Source organism: Synechococcus sp. BL107, assembly GCF_000153805.1.
Classification (GTDB): domain Bacteria; phylum Cyanobacteriota; class Cyanobacteriia; order PCC-6307; family Cyanobiaceae; genus Parasynechococcus.
The window spans coordinates 853406-876052 of the sequence record NZ_DS022298.1 but is presented as its reverse complement, the minus strand read 5'-3'; the positions used below and the strand labels follow the sequence as shown (position 1 = coordinate 876052).

Here is a 22647-nt window from a genome sequence, read left to right as displayed (position 1 = left end):
ATCGTTTTGTCTGTTCCAGAAGGAACAGGTTGATTCCAGATCAACCGATTGCAGGTGCTTGGAGTGCCACAGGAGTGGACTCAGCAGCTGCCAGGTCGAGGGGGAAGTTGTGAGCGTTGCGCTCGTGCATGACTTCCATGCCGAGGCCTGCACGGTTCAACACGTCGGCCCAGGTGTTCAGGACGCGGCCCTGACCATCAAGGATGGACTGGTTGAAGTTGAAGCCGTTGAGGTTGAAGGCCATGGTTGACACGCCAAGGGCGGTGAACCAGATGCCGACAACAGGCCAGGCAGCCAGGAAGAAGTGGAGGCTACGGCTGTTGTTGAAGGAGGCGTATTGGAAGATCAGGCGACCGAAGTAGCCGTGAGCAGCCACGATGTTGTACGTCTCTTCTTCTTGGCCGAATTTGTAGCCGTAGTTCTGGGACTCGCTTTCGGTGGTTTCACGCACCAAGGAGGAGGTCACCAGTGAGCCGTGCATGGCGGAGAACAAGCTGCCGCCGAAGACGCCTGCAACACCCAGCATGTGGAAGGGGTGCATCAGGATGTTGTGCTCAGCCTGGAACACCAACATGTAGTTGAAGGTTCCAGAGATGCCCAGGGGCATTGCATCAGAGAACGAACCCTGACCGAAGGGGTAGACGAGGAAGACTGCAGATGCAGCAGCGACAGGTGCGCTGTAGGCAACACAGATCCAAGGGCGCATGCCCAAGCGGTAAGAGAGTTCCCACTCACGACCCATGTAGGCGTAGATGCCGATGAGGAAGTGGAAAACGACGAGCTGGAAAGGACCGCCGTTGTACAGCCACTCGTCGAGTGAAGCTGCTTCCCAGATGGGATAGAAGTGCAGGCCGATGGCGTTGCTGGAAGGAACAACAGCACCAGAGATGATGTTGTTGCCGTACATCAAGGAGCCAGCGACAGGCTCGCGGATGCCATCGATGTCAACCGGAGGAGCGGCGACGAAAGCGATGACGAAGCAGATGGTGGCAGCCAACAGAGTTGGGATCATCAGCACACCGAACCAACCGACATACAGACGGTTGTTGGTGGAGGTGACCCACTCGCAGAAGGACTGCCAGCTAGAAGCGCCGGAGCGCTGCTGGATGGTGGTGGTCATGAGAACGGAAAACAGCCTGTGGGTCGAAACCCGGCGGCGAATAAGAAAGGTCGGAGAACCGACTTGCGAAATGTAACGGAAGTTTGCGAAGCCGTCACCGATTGGCCGCTGAGCCTTTCTGATCGCTCCCATCAGCTCCGCTGATCACCGCCCCGTTCCTCGCAGATCGCTATTGCTGGGGAGGTTTCGGTGCAGGTAACGGCCATCAACACGGTGTCGACAGTGTGCATACGCCCAAAGGGCCGGGTTGGATGAATGCATTCCCCCTATAAAGACCACATCTAAGAAACAAAGAGATTGCGATGACGACCCGCATTGGCATCAATGGGTTTGGACGCATCGGTCGATTGGCATTCCGACAAGCAGTGTCTTTACCGGATATTGAGGTTGTCGCGATCAACGATTTACTCGATATCGACTATATGGCTTATTTATTGCGTTATGACTCAACACATCGGCGTTTTCCTGGAAGCGTTGAAGTGGAGAATGGAAATTTAATTGTCAATGGGAAAAAAATCCGTATCAGTGCGGAACGAGACCCCAAAAGCCTTGCTTGGGGAGACGTAGGCGCTGATTACATCCTCGAAAGTACAGGATTTTTTCTGACAGATGAAACAGCACGGTGCCACATCGAAGCAGGCGCTAAACGCGTTGTAATGAGTGCCCCATCAAAGGATGAGACACCTATGTTTGTCATGGGTGTGAATCATAAAAACTACGACGATCAAGATATTGTTTCGAATGCAAGTTGCACGACAAACTGTTTAGCACCGATTGCAAAAGTTGTTCACGACAAGTTTGGAATTCAGAGTGGATTAATGACCACTGTTCATGCAACAACAGCAACCCAAAAGCCAGTTGACAGCCCTTCGCTTCGAGATTGGCGAGGTGGCCGAGGCGCAGGCCAAAGCATTATTCCCAGCTCTACTGGTGCTGCCAAAGCTGTTGGGAAAGTCATCCCTGAGCTCAACGGAAAACTCACTGGCATGGCATTCCGGGTCCCAACACCTGACGTTTCAGTCGTTGATTTGACGGTTAATTTGGCTCAGTCCACATCCTATGACGCAGTAAAGGATGCAATGAGAGAAGCTTCTGAAAATGAACTTTCAGGCATTCTTGGTTACACTGAAGATCAAATTGTTTCGAACGATTTGCTTGGCGAAAGCTGTACCTCGGTGTTTGATGCTGGAGCAGGAATGGCACTAAATGATACTTTCATGAAGTTAGTTGCTTGGTACGACAACGAATGGGCATACAGCTGTAAGTGCATTGATTTAATTCAGCATATGGATTCCAGCAAGAAGAAAGATTCCTGAAGGCGATTGCATGCCTGAACTAATCATTCGACCTGCTCGGGCTTCTGATATTCCAGCAATTGTTCGCTGGGCAAGAAGCGAAGAGTTTGCACCTGGATTTGGTGATGTTGATATCTATAGGAATACAGACAAACAAGGTGTTTGGGTGGGCTGGCTTGATTCGACTCCGGTTGGATGCATTGCTGGCATTAAATACAACAATATTTATGGATTCATAGGCTTGTATATTGTTAGGCCCGAATACAGGGGACATGGGTATGGACATAAGCTCTGGGAACAAGCTTTACTACATCTTCAAGACGTGAAATGTATTGGCTTAGAAGCAGCTCCCAATTTAATTACTAATTACGCAGAATGGGGCTTCAAGCCATCATCTAAAACAATCCGTTGGCAATTATTCAACCCAGACGAAGATGTTCCAGCACAGCATGAGCTCTACCCGCAAAACTTGACCGTTGTAACTGGCTCTAAAATCCCATTAGAAGCCATTAAAAAATATGATTCTGAGCGTGAATTAATTGCACGGCCACACTTTCTATCTCAATGGCTTGAGCATCAAACAGGCAAAGTGATTGCCTTAATCGACAAATCCAATTGCTGCCATGGCTTTGCTCGTATACGACCATGTCTTCTGCCTGCAGGAGAAGGCTGGCGAATCGGCCCCATTCTGGCTGACTCACCAATGTTGGCCGAGGTTTTGATTAGGAATTTGTTTGCTGAGCATGAAGGCGTAATTTTGATTGATTCTCCTCAGCGCAATAGCAGTGCACAGTCACTTTTGTCTTCCCTCGGTTTTCGTGAGATTTCAGCAACAACACGGATGTACAAGGGGTCCCATGAAGCAGTCCTAACGAAAGATGTTTATGGATTGGCGTGTCTAGAACTTGGCTAACTAATTGATCAAGCTGATCGACGTCACCTTGAAGTGAGTGTCGATTGAGATCAAGTAAGCGTCAACAAAAAGCCCCCGCTGTGAGGCGGGGGCTTTGCGATTCAGTTGATCTGAATCGTTTTGTCTGTTCCAGAAGGAACAGGTTGATTCCAGATCAACCGATTGCAGGTGCTTGGAGTGCCACAGGAGTGGACTCAGCAGCTGCCAGGTCGAGGGGGAAGTTGTGAGCGTTGCGCTCGTGCATGACTTCCATGCCGAGGCCTGCACGGTTCAACACGTCGGCCCAGGTGTTCAGGACGCGGCCCTGACCATCAAGGATGGACTGGTTGAAGTTGAAGCCGTTGAGGTTGAAGGCCATGGTTGACACGCCAAGGGCGGTGAACCAGATGCCGACAACAGGCCAGGCAGCCAGGAAGAAGTGGAGGCTACGGCTGTTGTTGAAGGAGGCGTATTGGAAGATCAGGCGACCGAAGTAGCCGTGAGCAGCCACGATGTTGTACGTCTCTTCTTCTTGGCCGAATTTGTAGCCGTAGTTCTGGGACTCGCTTTCGGTGGTTTCACGCACCAAGGAGGAGGTCACCAGTGAGCCGTGCATGGCGGAGAACAAGCTGCCGCCGAAGACGCCTGCAACACCCAGCATGTGGAAGGGGTGCATCAGGATGTTGTGCTCAGCCTGGAACACCAACATGTAGTTGAAGGTTCCAGAGATGCCCAGGGGCATTGCATCAGAGAACGAACCCTGACCGAAGGGGTAGACGAGGAAGACTGCAGATGCAGCAGCGACAGGTGCGCTGTAGGCAACACAGATCCAAGGGCGCATGCCCAAGCGGTAAGAGAGTTCCCACTCACGACCCATGTAGGCGTAGATGCCGATGAGGAAGTGGAAAACGACGAGCTGGAAAGGACCGCCGTTGTACAGCCACTCGTCGAGTGAAGCTGCTTCCCAGATGGGATAGAAGTGCAGGCCGATGGCGTTGCTGGAAGGAACAACAGCACCAGAGATGATGTTGTTGCCGTACATCAAGGAGCCAGCGACAGGCTCGCGGATGCCATCGATGTCAACCGGAGGAGCGGCGACGAAAGCGATGACGAAGCAGATGGTGGCAGCCAACAGAGTTGGGATCATCAGCACACCGAACCAACCGACATACAGACGGTTGTTGGTGGAGGTGACCCACTCGCAGAAGGACTGCCAGCTAGAAGCGCCGGAGCGCTGCTGGATGGTGGTGGTCATGAGAACGGAAAGAAATGCCCCCGAGGGGACGGTTTATGGAAGGGACAGGAATCCCTGCCTTCACCCAATGTAAAGCAATATTGAGTTCTGTGTTCGGACATTGCGCCAGCCAATGTTGAGACCTGTTGCTATGCCTGGAGTGCACAGAAAGATTTAAGATTTCAGAAACGAGCTTTCATTTTGGTTTTAATCCGCTGGCTCCTTGCAGGACAACGCCTCGAAGAGACTGTTCCTCTGTCCTCGGCGCGTCATCGCCGGAATCAGCTTGAGGCAGAAGGAGCCACTGTGTATTGGAGCGAAAGGCTGGTCAACTGCTGACCTCCCCTGAAAAGCCAAGACCAATACTGAGCATTGCCATGGGTCGGCCCTCACATCTCAACTGGCTGTTAGCTGCATCCATTCTTCTGGCGGGATGCTCGTCATCAGCGTTGAAATCAGCAGGCGATCAAAATTCAAAAGCAGCCATTGAGCGCATGGAGTTGCGGCTGAACCAGCTCGAGCGACAGCTCAACGACTTCCAAGGAACGGCACCTCCAGCAGACAGCAAGACGCCAGCTGGACCGATTCGCTCCCTAACGCTGAGGCTGGGTACCGATGACGATCGACTGCGGTTGTACTGGGGTGATGGACAAACCAGTGACCTGGCCTGCAGCCAGGAAGGCAAGGGAACTTGGGCTTGCGGGTAAATCAGGGATCAGTCTCAGCCCAGAAGTTTTGCAAGGTGTTCCAACCATTGGGGCTCCATCTCCCACACCTCCCTCTGCGTTAGAGAAAAAGCAATGTGCTTTTCGGCATAGGCCGCTTCATTGATGAAAACGGGAATGGGTTGGTGCTCCATTTGAGGAGACTCCAGCGTTGTTCCGTCGGCTGCCTCGAAAATCGCATCTGATGGCGTTAAGGGAATCCAATCCCTTCCCTGGAGCCGTTGGTGAACCAAGGCTTGGGGCTGATCGGCCTCCCCTCGTGGCACATCACAGCTACCAAGGTGCCGGTGCAACACCACCTGTCGGGGAAGACGCACCACTCCTGATCGAACACCTGCAAGCGCCTCTAGACAAGCCTCCACTGCAAGGCGCGTCTGACGCACAATCCGTGCTTCAAGAACTCCCTGGGGAACAGGTCCGACTTCTACGACCAATCCACAGGGCCACCGCTCAACCAAAAACCCGGTCTGGGCCGAATCTGATTCATGCAAATAAATCGGTAGCCCTAAGGCAGATTGAACAAGGGCTGCCAAGGCCAAATCAGCAGGTCTTCGTCCATAAAGCACTAAAGAACACCCCATCGCAGCCGTTGTGCTGTGTAAATCGAGCACGACGGAGCAGGGCTCGTCTCCCTTTGGCCCAAACCTCCCAACCAGTTCACGCGCGCGACGCATTTCCAAGTCTCCACCCGACTGCTCAAGCAGATCCGCTCTGAAACTTCGGTTGAGATCACGGTCGACGTAACGACGCATCGCAGCCTGGGCCTGGGGATTACCCACCAACCGTTGAATGGAAAGACCCGCGGAATTGATCAGATCAGGCTGATGATTCCATTGCTCCAACAACCACGGAGCGTTGAGCTCATTGCCGTGGGTCCCTGCCACAACCAGAACATCGCTGGCAGCCATGAACTCAAAACAGATCTTGTTTGACTGAAGCATGGAGCCAAGATGGCTGAGGTCTCCGCGACCTCAGCCATTGCGACGACAAAAGCCATGTCGATTCCACCCATCGTTGTGATGGCAGCCAAAGCAGGTTGGCGTTGGCAATGGCAAAGGCTCATGGGCGGCCTTGGTCCCGCCGATGCCGCCGGGAACTACAGCAGACCCAAAAGTGATCACCTTGAGGCGCAAGTCCCCGACCCTTTGGACTTGCAGTCCCGCCGACCAGACCAACGCCCCCATTTACTTGTTGGACGCAGCTGTCCATGGGCCCATCGCACCTGGCTGGTCCATCAATTGCGAGGGCTTGATCAGAGCCTCAATCTTCTGACGGCCTCTGCAGATCACAAGGCAGGACGGTGGCAACTCAATCCTCCATGGTTGGGATGTAACAGCTTGCTTGCGCTGTATCAACGCTGTGGCGCGCCTCCCTCCCATCGCGCCACTGTTCCAGTGCTGATCGACCCCATCCATCCCAAAATCTTGGGGAACGAAAGTGCCCAGCTCGTAGAGGTGTTGAACCGCTGGCCAGCCCACGCGGAAGCCCCCGACCTGGCACCACCAGAGCTGCAGAACAGCATTCATCGTTGGCAGGAACTCCTTCAACCCAATGTGAATGATGGGGTTTACCGCTGCGGCTTTGCCCGCAACCAAGCGGCATACAACCGTGCCGTAACCGCACTATTTGCAGCCCTCGATCAAGTGGAGTCAAGCCTGGGGCAATCGGGCCCCTGGCTTTGTGGCGATCGAATCACCTTGGCGGACGTGCGTTTATTTCCCACATTGATTCGTTGGGAGATGGTCTACGCACCCTTGTTTGGTTGTAGTCAGCGTCCTCTCTGGCAGTTCCCGAAACTTTGGGATTGGCGACGACGTTTATATAGGCAGCCGGGTGTCCAAGCAAGTTGTGACGCCGAGGCTTGGCGACATGACTACTTCGGAGCGTTATTTCCGCTGAATCCTGGTGGAATTGTCCCCACTGGTCCAGACCTGACCACACTTGTATCCAGTGATATCGCGAACGCATGACAACGGGTGATCCGCAGTTTGAAGGCGTTTATGGCCCTTACACGATTACATCAACAGATCGGCTGGAGGTGCAGCGCTATCGCATCTCACTTCTTGTCGCTGGGCTAGCGATGACTGCGGCGCTCGTGCACTGGTGGCAGTTTGGGGATCGCTGGGCCTGGATTTGGCTTCTACCACTGATGGCCGGGCTCGGCTTAGCACTGCACTGGATCCATATCTATGTAAGACCACTCCACAACGCGCTGAAATTGTTTTGGTTGATGGGTTGCTTGGGCTGGGGGCTGCTCCTAACGCGGGCTGGCCCCGATGAAGCCCTCGCCGTGCTTGTTGCACAACCGTTATGGATCCTGGCGATCGGTCCCCTGTTTGCTGCCTTGGCAGGCATTGGCTTCAAGGAATTTTTCTGCTTCCGACGACCCGAAGCGATAGGGCTCACCCTGCTTCTACCCATCGCCCTCCTTGGGCGTCTAGTGGGCATTATGAATACGACCCTATGCGCTGCTCTTCTACTGACAGCAGCACTGCTGATGGTGGTGCTCGCACTCCGCAAGTTCGGGATGGAGGCCGCTGCAGATGTGGGCGATAAGAGTGTGTTTGCATATCTAGACAGCCAACGCCCTGTCAGCACACCGTGAGTTTGATCAGCTTGGTGGGTGCGTCGAAAGACTTCGGCATCCGAACTCTCTTTGCCGATCTGAATCTTCATATCGGCGATAAAGAGCGCCTTGGGTTGATCGGTCCGAACGGCGCCGGAAAATCCACCTTGCTCAAAGTTCTCGCGGGAAGCGAACCGCTCGGGAACGGTGAACGACGCTGCTCTCCGCGTCTACGGGTTGAACTCGTTGGGCAAGAGAGTCGAATCACCCCTGGGCTCACCGTTCTCGAACAAGTCTTGGAAGGGTGCGGGGCCAAACGCGATCTGCTGTTGCGCTTTAACGCCCTTAGCGACGCGGTTGCCGCGGCACCAGACAACACAGCATTGCTGTCAGAGCTGGGAGAACTCAGCCAAACGATGGATGAAGAGGATGCCTGGAGCCTCGAACAGCAATGCCGAGAAGTACTGCAAAAACTGGGAATTGGCGACTTACAACGTCCCGTAGAAGATCTCTCTGGCGGCTATCGCAAACGGGTTGGATTGGCCTCAGCACTGGTGGCCTGCCCAGATGTACTGCTTCTAGACGAACCCACTAACCATCTCGATGCTGCTGCAATTGAGTGGCTTCAGAGCTGGTTGGATCGTTACCCGGGTGCCCTCGTTTTAGTCACCCACGACCGTTACGTGCTCGATCGTGTCACCCGACGAATGGTGGAAGTCGATCAGGGCCGGGCTCGAACGTATCAAGGCAACTACAGCACCTTTTTGCAGCACAAAGCCGAAGAAGATGCTTCCGAAGCAGCTTCAGCTGCCAAGTTTCGTGGAGTTCTTCGACGCGAACTGGCCTGGCTTCGACAGGGCCCCAAAGCTCGCAGTACCAAGCAAAGAGCACGACTTCAACGCATCGAGGCGATGCGCGAAGACAAACCAAGCCAAGCCAAGGGCAAGCTCGAAATGGCGAGCGTGAGTCGCCGCATTGGCAAACAAGTCATCGAAGCGGAGGCTCTTGGGGTGACGGCGAATGGACACCCTGATGGCCTACGCCTGCTCGACGACTTCAGCTACAGCTTCAGCCCTGAAGACCGTGTGGGAATTTTGGGACCCAACGGCAGCGGGAAATCCACCCTGCTGGATTTGATTGCAGGACGGCGTCAAGCCACGGAAGGAACTTTGCGGCTTGGCGAAACCATCCATATCGGCTATTTGGATCAACACACCGATGCCTTTGACCAAGGCAAAGGCCTGGAAAGAAAAGTGATCGAATTTGTCGAAGAGGCGGCCAGCCGGATCGATTTAGGCGGGGAACAGGTCACCGCCTCGCAACTTCTAGAACGCTTTCTTTTCCCCCCTGCACAACAACACAGCCCACTAAGCAAGCTTTCGGGAGGAGAGCGTCGTCGACTCACCCTGTGCCGAATGCTGGTTCAAGCCCCCAACGTGCTGCTGCTTGATGAGCCCACCAATGACCTTGACGTGCAAACACTCAGCGTTTTGGAAGATTTTCTAGAAGACTTCCGTGGCTGCGTCATCGTCGTTTCCCACGATCGCTATTTTTTGGATCGAACCGTGGATCGTCTGTTTTGTTTCGAAAACGGCCGTCTAAAGCGTTTTGAGGGCAATTACAGCGAATTCCTTGAGCAACAAAAACAACTGGAACGGACGCAAACCCTTGCACCAACACCCACCAAGGAACGTCAGCCCCGCAAGCCCCCATCGGAGGGGCCACGACGTCGCAGCTTCAAGGAAACAAAGGAACTAGAACAGCTGGATTCAAGATTGCCTCAACTCGAGAAGCAGCGCTCAGCGCTAGAAGCGCAAATCTCCGGCCACTGTGACGACATGACCGCACGAAGCCTCGAACTTGCAGAGCTTATTAGCACCATTGAACAAGCGGAAGAACGCTGGCTCGAGCTCAGCGAGCTTGCTATTTGAGAGGTTGGCTCCATCGATGCAACCCGGGGCCAAACCTGCCTCTAGCAAAAGGTCATGGCTTCAAGAAAGCCCGAAATAATTTTGGGAAAGTCGGTTTAAACTTGTTGGAGAGAAGGCTGGCATCATGAAATCCATCGACGAGCACATTCAGAAGGATCAATCTGAACTCGAAGCAGCGAAAGCCACTGGAGACCAAGCCAAGGAGCGCCACCTCACTGAAGAGCTGAAGTCTCTTGAGGAGTACAAAGAGCACAACCCAGAGGACAAGCACGACCCCACCTCTCTCGAGTTGTATTGCGACGCCAATCCTGATGCAGACGAATGCCGGGTTTACGACGATTGATCGTTCACAGGGGTTTCAACTCCACAAGCACGTATTTCGAAAATGCTGGTCAGGAAACCGACCAGCATTTTTTATGGATTTAAACCGCTCATATCATTCCCTGATCCAATCAATTTAAAAAATTCAGCCCATTTGCAAATTATTGCTAAAGATTTTTCTTTAATCAATCAGACAGATAAGCAACAAAATTCAAGGCTAAATAATAATGTTTAATCGCATTTGCTTGATAGAACTAGACGCACCTACACCCCAAGCTCTTTCCATACATTGTCAAGCAGCTCGTTGAGATTCGTTCCCATGGCGGCAGATATGCATGAAACATTTCGTCCGCTGGCGTTTTCCAAGTTGGCCAACACATCTGGCAAATCAGACTCTTGCACCAGTTCTTTCTTGTTCAGCACCAAGAGTCTTGGCCGGTCGACCAATCCATGCCCGTAGGCTTTGAGCTCCTGCTCCACCACGCGCAAATCCTCAACCGGGTCCTCAGATCCGGCATCGACCAGATGAATCAAGAGGCGCGTTCTTTCGATATGGCGTAAAAAATCATGGCCCAGACCAGCCCCTTGGGCTGCACCAGCAATCAGGCCAGGAATATCGGCAAAAACGGTGCCATCCCCGCTCGGACGCCGCACCACTCCCAGATTGGGAATCAGAGTAGTGAACGGGTAGTCGGCAATCTTTGGACGAGCTGCCGAAAGCACGGCAATCAAGGTGCTTTTACCAGCATTGGGCAAACCAATAATTCCCACCTCCGCAAGCAGCTTCAACTCCAACTGCAACGGCCACTCCTCACCATCACGCCCTTCCGTAAATTTCTCGGGTGCACGATTGCGGTTGCTCAAATAATGGGCATTTCCCAAGCCCCCACGCCCCCCAAAGGCCGCCACCAGCCTTGTTCCGGGCTCAATGAGATCGCCCAAAAGAATGCCTGTAGTGAGGTGCCGAACTTCAGTCCCACAGGGAACTTTGATCACTAGTTCACGCCCTGAAACGCCAGTGCGTTTATTCGGCCCACCGCGTTTTCCATCGTCTGCAGCAAACAACCGTTTGTATTTGAAATCCAACAACGTTTGCAGATTGCTGTCGGCTTCCAACACCACATGCCCCCCATGGCCACCATCCCCCCCAGAGGGACCTCCGGCGGGCACGTACTTTTCTCTGCGGAATGCAGCGATACCGTCACCGCCGCGGCCACCGCGTGTGGAGATCCGCGCCTGATCGATGAACTGCACGGCAGCGTTGTTTGGATCCAATCCACAACCTTAGGATCAGACCGATGCAGCAATCGATTGTCAGGCGTCCGTTTCGAAGCTCTCAGTAAGACCTACCCCGGACGACGCGGCGAAGCACCAGTGGAGGTGTTGCGAAAACTAGATCTAACAATCAAAGATGGGGAATTTTTGGTTCTTGTTGGGCCATCAGGCTGTGGCAAAAGCACACTGCTGCGCTTACTGGCTGGCTTAGATCGCCCCAGCTCCGGTGAAATCCTGATTGGTGATCGACCGGTCAGCCGCGTTCGACCAGCGCAACGCGACGTGGCCATGGTGTTCCAGAGCTATGCGCTCTATCCCCACCTCAGCGTGCGAGACAACCTGAGTTTTGGGCTGCGCCGAAGCCAATCACGCTCACCATGGCAGCAACTGCAGGACCAATTCAGTCGTGCCACGCGAGGCTGGCCACCAGCACTCAGAGTCCGTTCGAGCCGAGAACAACAAATCACTGAGCAAGTCCAAACGGTGACCAAGGCTCTCGAGTTGGAGCCACTCTTGGATCGGTTGCCGAAGGAATTGTCCGGCGGCCAAAAACAACGCGTCGCCTTGGGACGTGCCATGGCGCGAAAACCTGCGGTGTTCCTGATGGATGAACCGCTCAGCAACCTCGACGCCAAGCTCCGCAACAGCACACGCACCCGCATCGTTGAACTGCAACGAGCCCTGGGCACCACCACGGTGTACGTCACCCACGATCAAGTGGAAGCGATGACGATGGGCCACCGGATTGCCGTGTTGAACGCAGGCAAGCTCCAACAACTGGGAACACCGATGGAGCTTTACAACTGGCCATCCAATTTATTCGTGGCGCAGTTCATCGGGAGTCCGCCGATGGCACTTCTACCGGTTTGCGTTGGGCCGAACGCAACCCTGCTACTCGGGGATCGACGGCTTCCCGTTGAAGGACCTTTAGTTCAGGCTCTTTCCAGCCTTGAAGGACAGCAGCTCACCGCAGGGCTGAGGCCAGAGGGCTGGATCTTGGCTCCGGCAACAAACCGGAATTTGACCGCAGAAGTCAGCCACTGCGAAGTGCTGGGCAACGAGCAGGTCATCACCTGTCGTCTGCTGGAAGGAGATCACTTAATCCAGGTGCGCACGCCGCCCAAGCCCCTCTATCAACCAACACAAATGGTGCATCTCTCACCAGATCCACGCGGTTGGAGGTTGTTTGATGGACTCGGCAACGCAGTTGCCATGCCAGACACGATCTAATCCAGGGGATCAACGCACCCAAACAACGCTGCAACCAGGCCCCCCATCACCCTGCTCAGCATCAACGACCCGCTCCACATAGGGCACCGTATCGAGCCACGCCCGCAGGCCACGCTTCAGCTTGCCTGTGCCGATTCCATGGATCACCCACAGCGGTCCATTGGCATTCCGGAGCTGTTCTTCAACGGTGGATTCAGCTTCGTGCACACGCATCCCACGAATATCCAAAGTGTTGCGGCTCGTGCGAACTTGAGCGCCTGCTCCCAATCCAGAGCGCGCTTGCACCTTCACAACGGGAACCGGAGGTGGTTCCGCCTTCCGTCCATCCAAGCTTTCAACAGCATTGAGTTCCACAGTGCTGCGCATCACGCCGCAACGCACCGTGAGCTGCAGACCGTCGTCTGAGATAGCCAATACTTCTGCAGCCTTTGCCAAGGCCAGCAACCGAACGCGTTCTCCGACCTCAGGTCGCCAGCCGGGTTTCGGTGCTCGCTTTTCCTTCGTTGGACGGTGATGGTCTTCCAGTTTGCGAAGGCGTTGTCCGGCCTTACGCGCCGTTTCACCATCAGCGCGGTCGTCCCGCAACCGTCGAATCAACGAACGCACCTCGTTCTGTCCTTCACGGATGGACTGTTCCAGTCGCTGACGTCCTTGTTCTTGATGCAATGCCGTCTGCTGCTTTTGCTTCTGCCAGCGCAAAAGCAACTCTTCATGCAACAGCTCTGTACGAGCCAAAAGAGCTGCAGCATCTTCCGCCGCTGCTTGCTGTCGCTGGCGTTGCGCCTCAAGGCCTTGAATCACCGTGTTCACCTCACCCTCCGCCGCCGGAGCCAAGAGGGCTTGCGCTTGATCCAGCACCCCTGCATCAAGACCTAAACGCGTCGCAATCGCTAAGGCATTGCTACGCCCAGGGATTCCCCAGAGAAGTTCATAAGTCGGAGACAGGGTTTCGGCGTTAAAGGCCACCGAAGCGTTTTCAAAACGGTCGTCGGAGTATTTGAGCGCCTTGAGCTCGCCAAAGTGCGTTGTCGCGATCGTGAGTCGAGCACGATCCGCCAATGCCTTCAGTAGAGCTGTAGCCAAAGCCGTGCCTTCGCTTGGATCTGTCCCTGCTCCCACTTCATCCAACAGCACCAAGGCTGGCGCTGGACCAGATTCAAGTGCGTGCAGGATCCTGCCAATACGTTTGATATGTCCGCTAAATGTGGACAAGCTCTGCTGAAGCGACTGCTCATCGCCGATATCGGCCAAGACTTGGGGACACCAGGGCAAGGACGGCTGCCCAGAACAAGGGAGCAGCATCCCGGCACGAGCCATGAGTGCGGCTAACCCAAGGCTCTTCAGGCTCACAGTTTTTCCGCCGGTGTTGGGGCCTGTGATCGCAACCACGCGGAGTTGTGCGGACACATCCACACTGATCGGCACCACCGGCGAACCGCTGGACCGTTTGTGCTGCCAAATGAGCAATGGATGTCGCAAGTCCCTCAGCAAGAAGGGAGCCTCAGGATCTTCCGAAAGATTGGGGGGAACAGCCCCGAGCCAACGGCCGTAACGCCCCCGGGCCAAAGCCAAATCCAGGGCTAACAGAATCTCAACGAGTGAGTTCAGCACTGGCTCGTCCTGGGCAACCAAGTCACTCAACTCAGCGAGAACGCGCTGTTCCTCTTTTCGAATTCGAGCCTCGATATCGACCAGCTTGTTGCCCATCGTGAGCACCGAGCGAGGCTCGATAAAAACGGTGTTCCCAGACGCCGAACTGTCGTGAACTTGGCCCGACACTTGACCTACAGCGCCTGCCTTAACGGCGAGGACAGGGCGTCCATGACGTTGCGCGATGACTGAGTCTTGGAGAAATGACGCGTAACGACGCGTGAGCTCTTGGAGCTTGTCGCGTCGCTCCTGGCGCAAGCCATGCCATTGCTGTCGAAGGCCCGCCAAGGGTGGGCTCGCCCGATCCGCAACACGACCGCCTTCTTCCAGGGAAAACTTCAAGCGCTGCTCTAGATCAGGCAGGGTGACCATCGTTTCGATCAGAGCTGTACAGACGGGACGCAGCTCCGGATCGTCGATTTGACGACGCAATTTTCTTGCCGCAGCAAGGGTTCCAGCCACCGCCAGCAACTCTTCTCCTGAGGCCACACCACCTTTGAGGCATCGCAGCAGAACTGGCCGAAGATCATTCACACTTCGGAAACTCAGCCCTCCTTCCGTGAGATCGTCCAAAACCGCCATTTCAACGGTTTCGGCCTGTCGCTGAAGCGTCTCCGCAAGCGAATGGGGCAACTGGGTCGCCCGGGCCGCTTCGAGGCCCATGCGCGTGCTTGCAAAGGTTGCCAGGTGCTCGCACACCACAGGCCACTCCAAAAGCTCAAGCGTTTCACTTAAGGCCTGATGGTGACTAGGGGGACTCACGGTCTCAGTCGCAGTTGGAAGGGATGCCACCGGGGGGTTCATAAAGCATTTCGAGCCAATTGCCGTCGGGATCTTTCAAATAAAAGGAGGCAGTGCCGTCGCGATGGTCGTGCACGGCACCCACATGGACTCCTTGCGCCTTGAGTCGATGATGAATGGCATCCACGTCAGCCCGATCGCGAAAATGAAAGGCGAAATGGGGGCCTGCCGCCTTGTAGCCCGGTCCGAGCAGTGCCAAGCCATCCCGAGTGTCACCTGCCTCGAGGTAGCACCAATCGTCCGCCTGCCAAACCAGACGCATGCCCAGCCCTTTGTAAAAGGTCACGGCACGTTCCACATCATCAACGCGGATAGCGACGTGGCCGAGCCGATCAACCGTTGGCATTCGTCAGAGCGACTGAAGAACACCATTGTGGAGCAGATCACCTCAAACCAGCGAGCGTTTCGCGCCAACCCACTCGTCCAACCCTCACCTTTATGCCTTCAATATTGAATTCAACAATTCAGCTCGGCAGGTCACTCATCAAAGAGCATCAAAAAAAATAACCCTGCCCACCATTTACCAGCCCTAAGACATAGATACAAGAGATTAAAGGATAACTAAAATTTACTAACAATAGATCTTGTCAACAATCAATTAGTCCAGAGACTAACTTTCCCGAAGCCAACCAGCGGCATCACAAGCATGATAGGTGAGAATTAAATCAGCTCCAGCTCTTTTAAAGCTCAGCAGAGTTTCTAAAACAACAGCTTTTTCGTCAATCCAGCCGCGCTCTGCAGCCGCCTTCACCATTGAATATTCGCCGCTTACATTGTATGCAGCGATGGGAAGTTCTGATTCCTCACGGAGACGGTGAATGATATCCAGATAAGCCAAGCCAGGTTTCACCATCATGATATCGGCGCCTTCTTGCTCATCCAGCTGAGCTTCAGTAATCGCCTCCCGAGCATTCGCTGGGTCCATTTGGTAGGTGTCTTTATTTTTCGGAATCGGTTTTGACCCATCAGATCGCGGCGCCGAATCCAGAGCCTCTCGGAACGGGCCGTAATAAGCCGAAGAATATTTAGCGGTGTAGCTAATGATGCCGACATGTTCAAATCCCTCATCATCGAGGGCTTCGCGGATGGCCCCAACACGGCCATCCATCATGTCGCTAGGACCAATGAGATCTGCACCAGCTCGGGCTTGAACTACCGCCTGCTTACAAAGCTGTTCAATCGTCTCATCATTGAGAACAACTCCGTGCTCACTCACAATCCCGTCGTGCCCATCACAGGAATAGGGGTCCAAAGCAACATCCGTCATGATCGCCATCTGAGGGATAGCCGCTTTGATTTGACGAATCGCACGGGGAATTAACCCGTTTTCGTTAAAACACTCCGCCCCATCTTCCGTTTTGAGTTCCTCAGACACCTTGGGGAACAACACGATGCAACGAACACCCAGATCCCAGGCGCGCTGAACCTCGCCCATCAGAGCAGACAGACTCCACCGACTAGCTCCAGGCATGGCAGCAATGGGCTCTACCCCATCACCCTCATGCACAAAGAGGGGGTAAATAAAGTCTGCAGCTGAAAGGCTGTGCTCTCGCACCATGGCGCGTAAAGCTGGCGTACGACGCAAACGACGGGGGCGGTAGGTGAGCTCCATCAGACCCGGGGAGGTACCAGCGATCGTACGGTCCGCTGCTCAAAGCGCGGCGCTTCGTAACCAGTCGTGGCGGGGATTCGAAGAACGCTGAACACGAAGTTGTTCAAGCAGCTGCTGCTCCTCTGAACTCCACGATGCAGGCAGCTCAAGGGTGAGCGTTAGCAGAAGATCGCCGCGGCCAGCTTTCAAAGGCCATCCCTTATTTTTGAGTCGGAGACTGCGCCCTGGCGGAGTACCAGGAGGAATCGATACCTGAGCTTCACCGTCAGGGGTCATCACGGTGACCATCCCGCCCAAGGCCAACTCATCAAAACTGACCGGAAGGTCGGCACGCAGTTGATCACCATCAAGGCGCCAAATCGCATGGGGCTTGATCGAAAGATTCAGGTAAAGATCACCGCGGCGACCCGTTCCAGGCTGCAAATTTCCCTTTCCCTTCAAACGAAGACGCGATCCGTTCTTAACCCCAGCGGGGATTCGGACCTGAACCCGCTCGTTATTCACGGACAAGGTTCGCTCGCCACCCCGGTAGGCCTCCGTAAATGAAACCCCAACGGAGGCTTCCGCATCAAGATTCACGGGTGAACGCGATGCCTGAGCTCCCCTTGGAAATCCTCCACCAGGAAAACCACCCCCCTGGAATCCAGGGGAACCGCCTGGGCCGCCAAAGCGACCGAGCAAGTCGTTAATGAAATCGTCGAAATTTCCATAGCGGCCGAAATCAACATCCATGCCGGGCGCGCCACCTCCCATCCCCCCTGCCTGGTTCCAGTACTGGCCAAATTGCTCATATCGCCTGCGCTTGTCGGCATCAGACAGCACTTCATAGGCCTCACTAATGTCCTTAAAGCGCGCCTCGGCCGATGCATCTCCAGGATTCACATCTGGATGATATTGACGAGCCAACTTTCGAAAAGCACGCTTGATCCCGTCGGCGTCTACGGATCGATCAACACCGAGAACCTGGAAATAATCCTTGTAACCGCTGCCAGCCATGGTTTCCATTCCCTAATTCCACTTTCTCAACAGCGGCTCGTTTCGTGCGGGTTCGAAATGGAGGGAAGCCCGAACGGTGCCATCCGCCCTAACTTCGTTTTGACGCACTTGGCCTGCATGAAAAGAATCGGTGGAATCGTTTTCACGGGTTGGGCCTTGGGCGCAGCGATTTGGGCTCTCCCTGCATTGTCAGGAGAGAAATGGAAGGGCACGATCGGAGAACCCCTTCGGGCATCGAGCAATCAAGCCATCGAACTCGCTAATCATCTGAGTTCAATCGGAGCTCGCTTTTATGGCTCCTGGAGTTGTCCAGCTTGCTTTCGCCAAATGAATCTGTTTGGCCAACAAGCCGGAAGCACAGTTCCGTACGTGGAGTGTCGTCAACCCAAAAAACATCCCCAACAAGCCGCCGATTGTGAATCTGCAGCCATTCGTGCTTACCCCACCTGGGTCATGCCTGATGGACGTCGACGAGAGGGGCTGCAATCGCTCGAGGCACTGAGTAGCTGGAGTGGGCTGCCTTAATGGGCTTCATTCATGGCTTCCACCGCCGCAATCTGAAAGGCGACCTCCTCGGTGGACTGACCGCTGCCGTTGTGGCCCTGCCTCTCGCCCTGGCCTTTGGCAATGCAGCTCTGGGGCCAGGCGGAGCAATTTATGGGCTCTACGGAGCAATCGTCACTGGATTCTTGGCCGCTCTTCTAGGCGGAACGCCCGCCCAAGTGAGTGGTCCCACAGGGCCGATGAGCGTGACCGTGGCGGGGGTTGTGTCCAGCCTCGCGGCCGTTGGCGTCAATCAAGACCTTAGTGCTGGCGAAATCCTGCCCATGGTGATGGCTGCTGTGGTCATCGGCGGCGTTTGCGAAATACTGCTTGGCGTACTGCGTCTCGGCCGCTTCATCACGCTCGTGCCCTACTCCGTGGTGTCGGGTTTCATGTCGGGCATTGGTTTCATCATTCTCGTTTTACAGCTCGGGCCTTTTGCGGGGATCACCACTCGAGGTGGCGTGGTGGATTCGCTGCAAACACTGGCCAACAGCCCTGGCCTCAATCCCGCAGCTTTAGCGGTGGGTGTGATGACACTGGCTGTTGTTTTCCTGTCGCCCTTGCGTTTGCGCCAGTGGATTCCCTCCCCACTCCTGGCACTGGTGATTGTGACGCCACTGTCATTGCTGTTTTTCAATGACGACCACTTAATCGCCCTTGGACTGGAACCACTGGCTCGGATCGGAGCCATCCCCGAGGGAGGACTTCAGCTGGTGATGCCGAACTTCAGCGAACACCTTCCAGAGCTGGTGAAGGCAGGTCTTGTTCTCGCCCTGTTAGGAGCCATCGATTCGCTCCTCACCTCACTCGTCGCCGACAACATCACCCAAACCAGCCACGACTCCAACCGTGAGCTCATTGGCCAAGGAATGGCCAACACCGCTGCGGGCTTCCTCTCTGGCCTACCAGGGGCTGGGGCAACGATGCGCACCGTGATCAATATCAAATCTGGCGGCGCCACACCGCTATCTGGGATGAGCCACTCACTTGTTCTGCTGATTGTTTTGCTTGGGGCAGGGCCGCTTGCTGCACAAATTCCCACCGCACTGTTGGCTGGAATTCTGATCAAAGTCGGGCTCGACATCATCGACTGGGGCTTCCTACTTCGGGCCCACCGCCTCTCAGGGAAAACAGCGGTGTTGATGTACTCCGTCCTGTTAATGACGGTGTTTTGGGACTTGATTTGGGGAGTGTTAGTTGGAATGTTCATCGCCAACTTGCTCACCGTTGATTCCATCACCCAAACGCAACTGGAGGGGATGGACGCCGATAACCCACCCGATGCCGCTGAAGGCCCTCTCCACGACCTCAACACAGAAGAAAAGGACTTAGTTCTTCAGTGCGGCGATGCCCTAATGCTGTTCCGACTCCGCGGACCACTCAGCTTTGGTGCCGCCAAGGGAATCAGTGCCCGCATGGGCCTCATCCAGAACTACAAGGTATTGATTCTGGACATCACAGAGGTGCCACGAATTGGAATCTCTGCCTCTCTCGCCATCGAACGGATGGTTCAGGAGGCACAGTCATCCGGGCGAACCATTTTGATTGCTGGAGCCAACGCAAAACTGCAACAGCGCCTGCGTCAATTCGGTGTTCATGGAGAACTTGTTGCCTCTCGGCGTGAGGCACTGCAGATAGCAGCCCAAGACATTCCGTAGTAACTCAAACAGGACACACCCCACAGGAGTGCATCCGCACATTTTCCGGACAATCAAGGACACCTTGCAACGCCGCCACCTCAGCAAGGGCCAGGGTTTGCAAGCGTTCAATTAATACAGCTCGAGAAAAGCGCTCCTCAACTAGCACCCAATACAAACCGAAATGTCGCGCTTCGCTTGCTAAAAGATCACCATAGAGCGAGCGCAATTCAGAATCCGGACTGTGCTCGGCCAAAAGAGCCATCCGTTCATGGCTCCGCGCTTCGATTAAGCCCGCCACAAGAAAAGAATCCAGCATTCGCTGGGGCTCGCCCTTGCGGATATGACGCGCCAGGTTGGCTGCGTAACCGGGCGAAGGAAGTGGCTCGAGGTATCGGCCGCGCGATTTGATCAAGCCAAGAACCTGCTCAAAGTGCTCAAGCTCCTCCCGAGCCAGAGGGCTCAGCGCCTCCCCCAGGCCTGGTTCACACAGGTAACGGAACATCATCTGGACAGCAGACCCTGCTGCTTTCCGCTCGCAATGGGCATGGTCAATCAACACCTCCATCGGCCGCGCGTTGGCTTGTTCGACCCAAGTCCAACTCGTGGGTGCCGCGAGCCAGCGAATCGAAGCGATGGCCTTCTCTGGGGTGGTCTTTTGCGGGAGGGAAAGGGTCATCCGCCCTGTCGCAAGTGATGGACCAGACCGCTCAGGGCCAATGAGTAACTTTTGGCGCCGAATCCACTCACCACACCAACCGCACGATCTGCAAGGTAGGAATGATGACGAAAAGGCTCACGAGCGTGGGTGTTGCTGAGGTGTAATTCCACATAGGGAATGGCCACACCCGTTAAGGCATCTCGAATCGCAATTGATGAATGGGTGAAGGCACCTGCATTAATCAAAATCCCTTGGCTCTCACCCATGGCTTGATGGATTCGTTCAATAAGAGCTCCTTCAAAGTTGCTTTGGAAACTCACCAACTCAACGCCATCGGCTTTGGCTTCTCGCGTGAGCTCCATTTCAATCGTGGCCAAGGTGTCGCGGCCATAAATCCCAGGCTCCCGCTGCCCCAGCAAATTGAGATTTGGACCATTAAGGAGCAGAACGTGCATGGCCAAAAGGCCGTTTCAGCTGGGTTAATCGTATCGATACGGCAGGAAATGACGCATCGGCTGGTAAATTCTCCGGGTGTGGTTCGGGTCGGTGCCCGAGTGGTTAATGGGGGTGGACTGTAAATCCACTGGCTCTGCCTACGTTGGTTCAAATCCAACCCGGCCCACCTTCCACACGCCCTTGTAGCTCAGCGGTAGAGCACTCCCTTGGTAAGGGAGAGGTCTCGAGTTCAAGTCTCGACAAGGGCTTCCATCTCACTCCTTGGCACTGGGGGTGAAGCAGATCACGGCACTCTGGGGACGCAAGCTCCCATTGATGAAACTGCCGCAAATCACCTGATCATCAGAGCCTGGGTTGGAACAACGCAGCTCTGTGTGTCGGCTTCGATTGATCCACATCGTCCAAGTTTCCGTGGATGCCATCAAGCCATCTGATCCCATGGCGCTCCAGCTGATCAATGGCTGGCCAAGGTTGAGCCAACGATCGCGGAATGCTTTTAGGCGCGACACGTAGCTGCAGAGATCAGCCCTCCAGGGCTGTTCCCATGGGAAGGCCTCACGACAGGCCGGTTCCGGACCACTCGAACGGTCGTCATCCGGGCCACCGGCCAACCCAGCCTCGGTGCCGTAATAAATACAAGGCGCCCCTGGCTGGAGAAAAAGCATTAGCAACGACAACTTCAAGGCAGCCACATCACCCTTCAGCGTGTGCAGCGCCCTCGGCACATCGTGGCTATCGAGCAAGTTCATTTGGGCGCGATTCACTTCAGCGCGATACCAGCTCGCCGTGGTGGTCCAGATATCGATCAGCTCCAGCGTTGTCAAAGGGTTCAAGGGATACTCGGGATTGCGATAGCTCTGACGAAGCTGATCCCCAGCCACCCAGCACAAGCTGCTCCAGCCAAGGCGGTAGTTCATCACGCCATCAAAATGCTCTCCTTGCAGCCAGCGGCGTGCATCTCCCCAAACCTCTCCAACAATCCAAGCGTCTGGGTTGACCCTTCGCACCACCTGTCGAAAAGACACCCAAAACTCTGCGGGCACCTCTGCAGGAACATCGAGTCGCCAGCCATCGATGCCTCGTTCCAGCCAATAACGGGCCACCGCCAGCAAATGCTCACGCACTCCGGCATCGGCATGGTTGAACTTTGGTAGGTCTGGCAACGCCCACCAACAGTCGTATCCACAATCTTCGTCCTGGGCTGGGTAGGGGCGAATGGGCCATTGACGGACATGAAACCAATGGCGATAGGGCGATGACTGCCCGTTCTCAGCAAGATGGTGGAAGGCCCAAAAGCCGCGGCCGCAATGGTTAAAAACACCATCAAGTACCAGTCGCATCCCGCGTTGATGCAGCGCAGCAATCAGTGCATCTAGGGCAGCGTTACCCCCCAAAAGAGGATCAACCTGGAAGTAGTCGTAGGCGTGATAACGATGGTTCGCTGCCGAAGAAAAAATCGGGGTCAGATACAGGCAGTTAATCCCCATCGCTTGAAGGTGATCCAAACCATCGATCACTCCATAGAGATCACCCCCTTGAAACCCTTCCTCAGTGGGATCAGCACCCCAGGGCTTGAACTTCAAATGCTGTTGTGCCTCAACCCTGGCGCTACGACGAAAACGATCAGGAAAAACTTGGTAGATCACCGCCTCAGTGACCCAAGCCGGCGGGTCGGAAAACAATGTGGGCAAGCCCATAA

21 protein-coding genes and 2 tRNA genes are annotated in these 22647 nt (G+C 54.9%); 12 read left to right on the top strand and 11 right to left on the bottom strand.

Going from position 1 to position 22647, the window contains the following annotated elements:
- Positions 1–40: 40 nt before the first annotated feature.
- Positions 41–1120 carry a photosystem II q(b) protein gene (psbA, locus tag BL107_RS04455; protein WP_009788850.1) on the bottom strand — a complete coding sequence of 360 codons (1080 nt, stop codon included), beginning with the start codon at positions 1118–1120 and terminating at the stop codon, positions 41–43.
- Between the two features lie 302 nt (positions 1121–1422).
- On the opposite strand from psbA (BL107_RS04455), the gene gap reads away from it, so the two are divergent.
- Together gap and BL107_RS04445 are read left to right on the top strand one after the other, a co-directional pair.
- Complete coding sequence (gene gap / locus BL107_RS04450; RefSeq protein ID WP_009789074.1) at positions 1423–2436, top strand: type I glyceraldehyde-3-phosphate dehydrogenase; 1014 nt, start codon at positions 1423–1425, stop codon at positions 2434–2436.
- Between the two features lie 10 nt (positions 2437–2446).
- Positions 2447–3328: a GNAT family N-acetyltransferase gene (locus BL107_RS04445; RefSeq protein WP_009789073.1), complete on the top strand. Its 882-nt coding sequence runs from the start codon at positions 2447–2449 to the stop codon at positions 3326–3328.
- Positions 3329–3482: 154 nt separating this feature from the next.
- Here the strand turns inward: BL107_RS04445 and psbA (BL107_RS04440) are convergent, their stop codons facing one another.
- Entirely contained in the window at positions 3483–4562 is a 1080-nt protein-coding gene (gene psbA / locus BL107_RS04440) for a photosystem II q(b) protein (RefSeq protein WP_009788850.1), read from the bottom strand.
- 356 nt (positions 4563–4918) lie between these two features.
- Here psbA (BL107_RS04440) and BL107_RS04435 point away from each other — a divergent pair, with 356 nt between their 5' ends.
- Positions 4919–5248, top strand: a complete 330-nt coding sequence (locus BL107_RS04435) for a hypothetical protein (protein ID WP_009789072.1) — start codon at positions 4919–4921, stop codon at positions 5246–5248.
- 14 nt (positions 5249–5262) lie between these two features.
- Here the strand turns inward: BL107_RS04435 and BL107_RS04430 are convergent, their stop codons facing one another.
- The gene (locus BL107_RS04430) at positions 5263–6174 is read right to left on the bottom strand and encodes an aspartoacylase (protein ID WP_037988751.1); all 912 of its coding nucleotides are present in this window, start codon (positions 6172–6174) and stop codon (positions 5263–5265) included.
- A gap of 87 nt (positions 6175–6261) precedes the next feature.
- On the opposite strand from BL107_RS04430, the gene BL107_RS04425 reads away from it, so the two are divergent.
- The 4 genes from BL107_RS04425 to BL107_RS04410 all read left to right on the top strand — a co-directional run bounded on the left by BL107_RS04425 (position 6262) and on the right by BL107_RS04410 (position 10106).
- Complete coding sequence (locus BL107_RS04425) at positions 6262–7236, top strand: glutathione S-transferase C-terminal domain-containing protein (RefSeq protein ID WP_037988749.1); 975 nt, start codon at positions 6262–6264, stop codon at positions 7234–7236.
- Positions 7233–7871 (top strand): DUF2301 domain-containing membrane protein, encoded by a 639-nt coding sequence (locus tag BL107_RS04420; protein ID WP_009789069.1) that lies wholly within the window; start codon positions 7233–7235, stop codon positions 7869–7871. Before BL107_RS04425 ends, BL107_RS04420 begins: the two co-directional genes overlap by 4 nt.
- Positions 7868–9763, top strand: a complete 1896-nt coding sequence (locus BL107_RS04415; RefSeq protein WP_009789068.1) for an ABC-F family ATP-binding cassette domain-containing protein — start codon at positions 7868–7870, stop codon at positions 9761–9763. The genes BL107_RS04420 and BL107_RS04415 overlap by 4 nt, the downstream gene beginning before the upstream one ends.
- Positions 9764–9887: 124 nt before the next feature.
- Entirely contained in the window at positions 9888–10106 is a 219-nt protein-coding gene (locus tag BL107_RS04410; RefSeq protein ID WP_009789067.1) for a CP12 domain-containing protein, read from the top strand.
- Positions 10107–10348: 242 nt separating this feature from the next.
- Here BL107_RS04410 and cgtA read toward each other — a convergent pair whose 3' ends face one another.
- Positions 10349–11338 (bottom strand): Obg family GTPase CgtA, encoded by a 990-nt coding sequence (gene cgtA, locus BL107_RS04405; RefSeq protein WP_009789066.1) that lies wholly within the window; start codon positions 11336–11338, stop codon positions 10349–10351.
- A 57-nt stretch (positions 11339–11395) separates the two neighbouring features.
- On the opposite strand from cgtA, the gene BL107_RS04400 reads away from it, so the two are divergent.
- The gene (locus BL107_RS04400; protein WP_037988065.1) at positions 11396–12589 is read left to right on the top strand and encodes an ABC transporter ATP-binding protein; all 1194 of its coding nucleotides are present in this window, start codon (positions 11396–11398) and stop codon (positions 12587–12589) included.
- Between the two features lie 9 nt (positions 12590–12598).
- Here the strand turns inward: BL107_RS04400 and BL107_RS04395 are convergent, their stop codons facing one another.
- From BL107_RS04395 to BL107_RS04380, 4 genes are all read right to left on the bottom strand, one after another.
- Positions 12599–15043, bottom strand: a complete 2445-nt coding sequence (locus BL107_RS04395) for an endonuclease MutS2 (protein WP_232192760.1) — start codon at positions 15041–15043, stop codon at positions 12599–12601.
- Positions 15006–15386, bottom strand: a complete 381-nt coding sequence (locus BL107_RS04390; RefSeq protein WP_009789063.1) for a VOC family protein — start codon at positions 15384–15386, stop codon at positions 15006–15008. Before BL107_RS04390 ends, BL107_RS04395 begins: the two co-directional genes overlap by 38 nt.
- A 264-nt stretch (positions 15387–15650) precedes the next feature.
- Positions 15651–16652: a porphobilinogen synthase gene (hemB, locus tag BL107_RS04385; RefSeq protein WP_009789062.1), complete on the bottom strand. Its 1002-nt coding sequence runs from the start codon at positions 16650–16652 to the stop codon at positions 15651–15653.
- A gap of 39 nt (positions 16653–16691) precedes the next feature.
- Positions 16692–17648 (bottom strand): DnaJ C-terminal domain-containing protein, encoded by a 957-nt coding sequence (locus tag BL107_RS04380; RefSeq protein WP_037988746.1) that lies wholly within the window; start codon positions 17646–17648, stop codon positions 16692–16694.
- Positions 17649–17765: 117 nt separating this feature from the next.
- Here BL107_RS04380 and BL107_RS04375 point away from each other — a divergent pair, with 117 nt between their 5' ends.
- Positions 17766–18173, top strand: coding sequence for a hypothetical protein (locus BL107_RS04375; RefSeq protein ID WP_232192758.1), 408 nt, complete (start codon positions 17766–17768; stop codon positions 18171–18173).
- Complete coding sequence (locus tag BL107_RS04370; RefSeq protein WP_009789059.1) at positions 18173–19852, top strand: SulP family inorganic anion transporter; 1680 nt, start codon at positions 18173–18175, stop codon at positions 19850–19852. The genes BL107_RS04375 and BL107_RS04370 overlap by 1 nt, the downstream gene beginning before the upstream one ends.
- Positions 19853–19856: 4 nt before the next feature.
- Here BL107_RS04370 and BL107_RS04365 read toward each other — a convergent pair whose 3' ends face one another.
- Together BL107_RS04365 and aroQ are read right to left on the bottom strand one after the other, a co-directional pair.
- On the bottom strand, positions 19857–20510 hold the full coding sequence (locus BL107_RS04365) for a tRNA-(ms[2]io[6]A)-hydroxylase (protein ID WP_009789058.1): 654 nt from the start codon (positions 20508–20510) through the stop codon (positions 19857–19859).
- Positions 20507–20947 carry a type II 3-dehydroquinate dehydratase gene (aroQ, locus tag BL107_RS04360; protein WP_009789057.1) on the bottom strand — a complete coding sequence of 147 codons (441 nt, stop codon included), beginning with the start codon at positions 20945–20947 and terminating at the stop codon, positions 20507–20509. Before aroQ ends, BL107_RS04365 begins: the two co-directional genes overlap by 4 nt.
- An 85-nt stretch (positions 20948–21032) precedes the next feature.
- On the opposite strand from aroQ, the gene BL107_RS04355 reads away from it, so the two are divergent.
- Positions 21033–21114 (top strand) — tRNA-Tyr (locus BL107_RS04355).
- Positions 21115–21124: 10 nt separating this feature from the next.
- A tRNA-Thr gene (locus tag BL107_RS04350) sits at positions 21125–21196 on the top strand.
- 6 nt (positions 21197–21202) lie between these two features.
- On the opposite strand, the gene BL107_RS04345 is transcribed toward BL107_RS04350, so the two are convergent.
- On the bottom strand, positions 21203–22645 hold the full coding sequence (locus BL107_RS04345; protein WP_009789056.1) for a glycoside hydrolase family 13 protein: 1443 nt from the start codon (positions 22643–22645) through the stop codon (positions 21203–21205).
- Positions 22646–22647 lie beyond the last annotated feature (2 nt).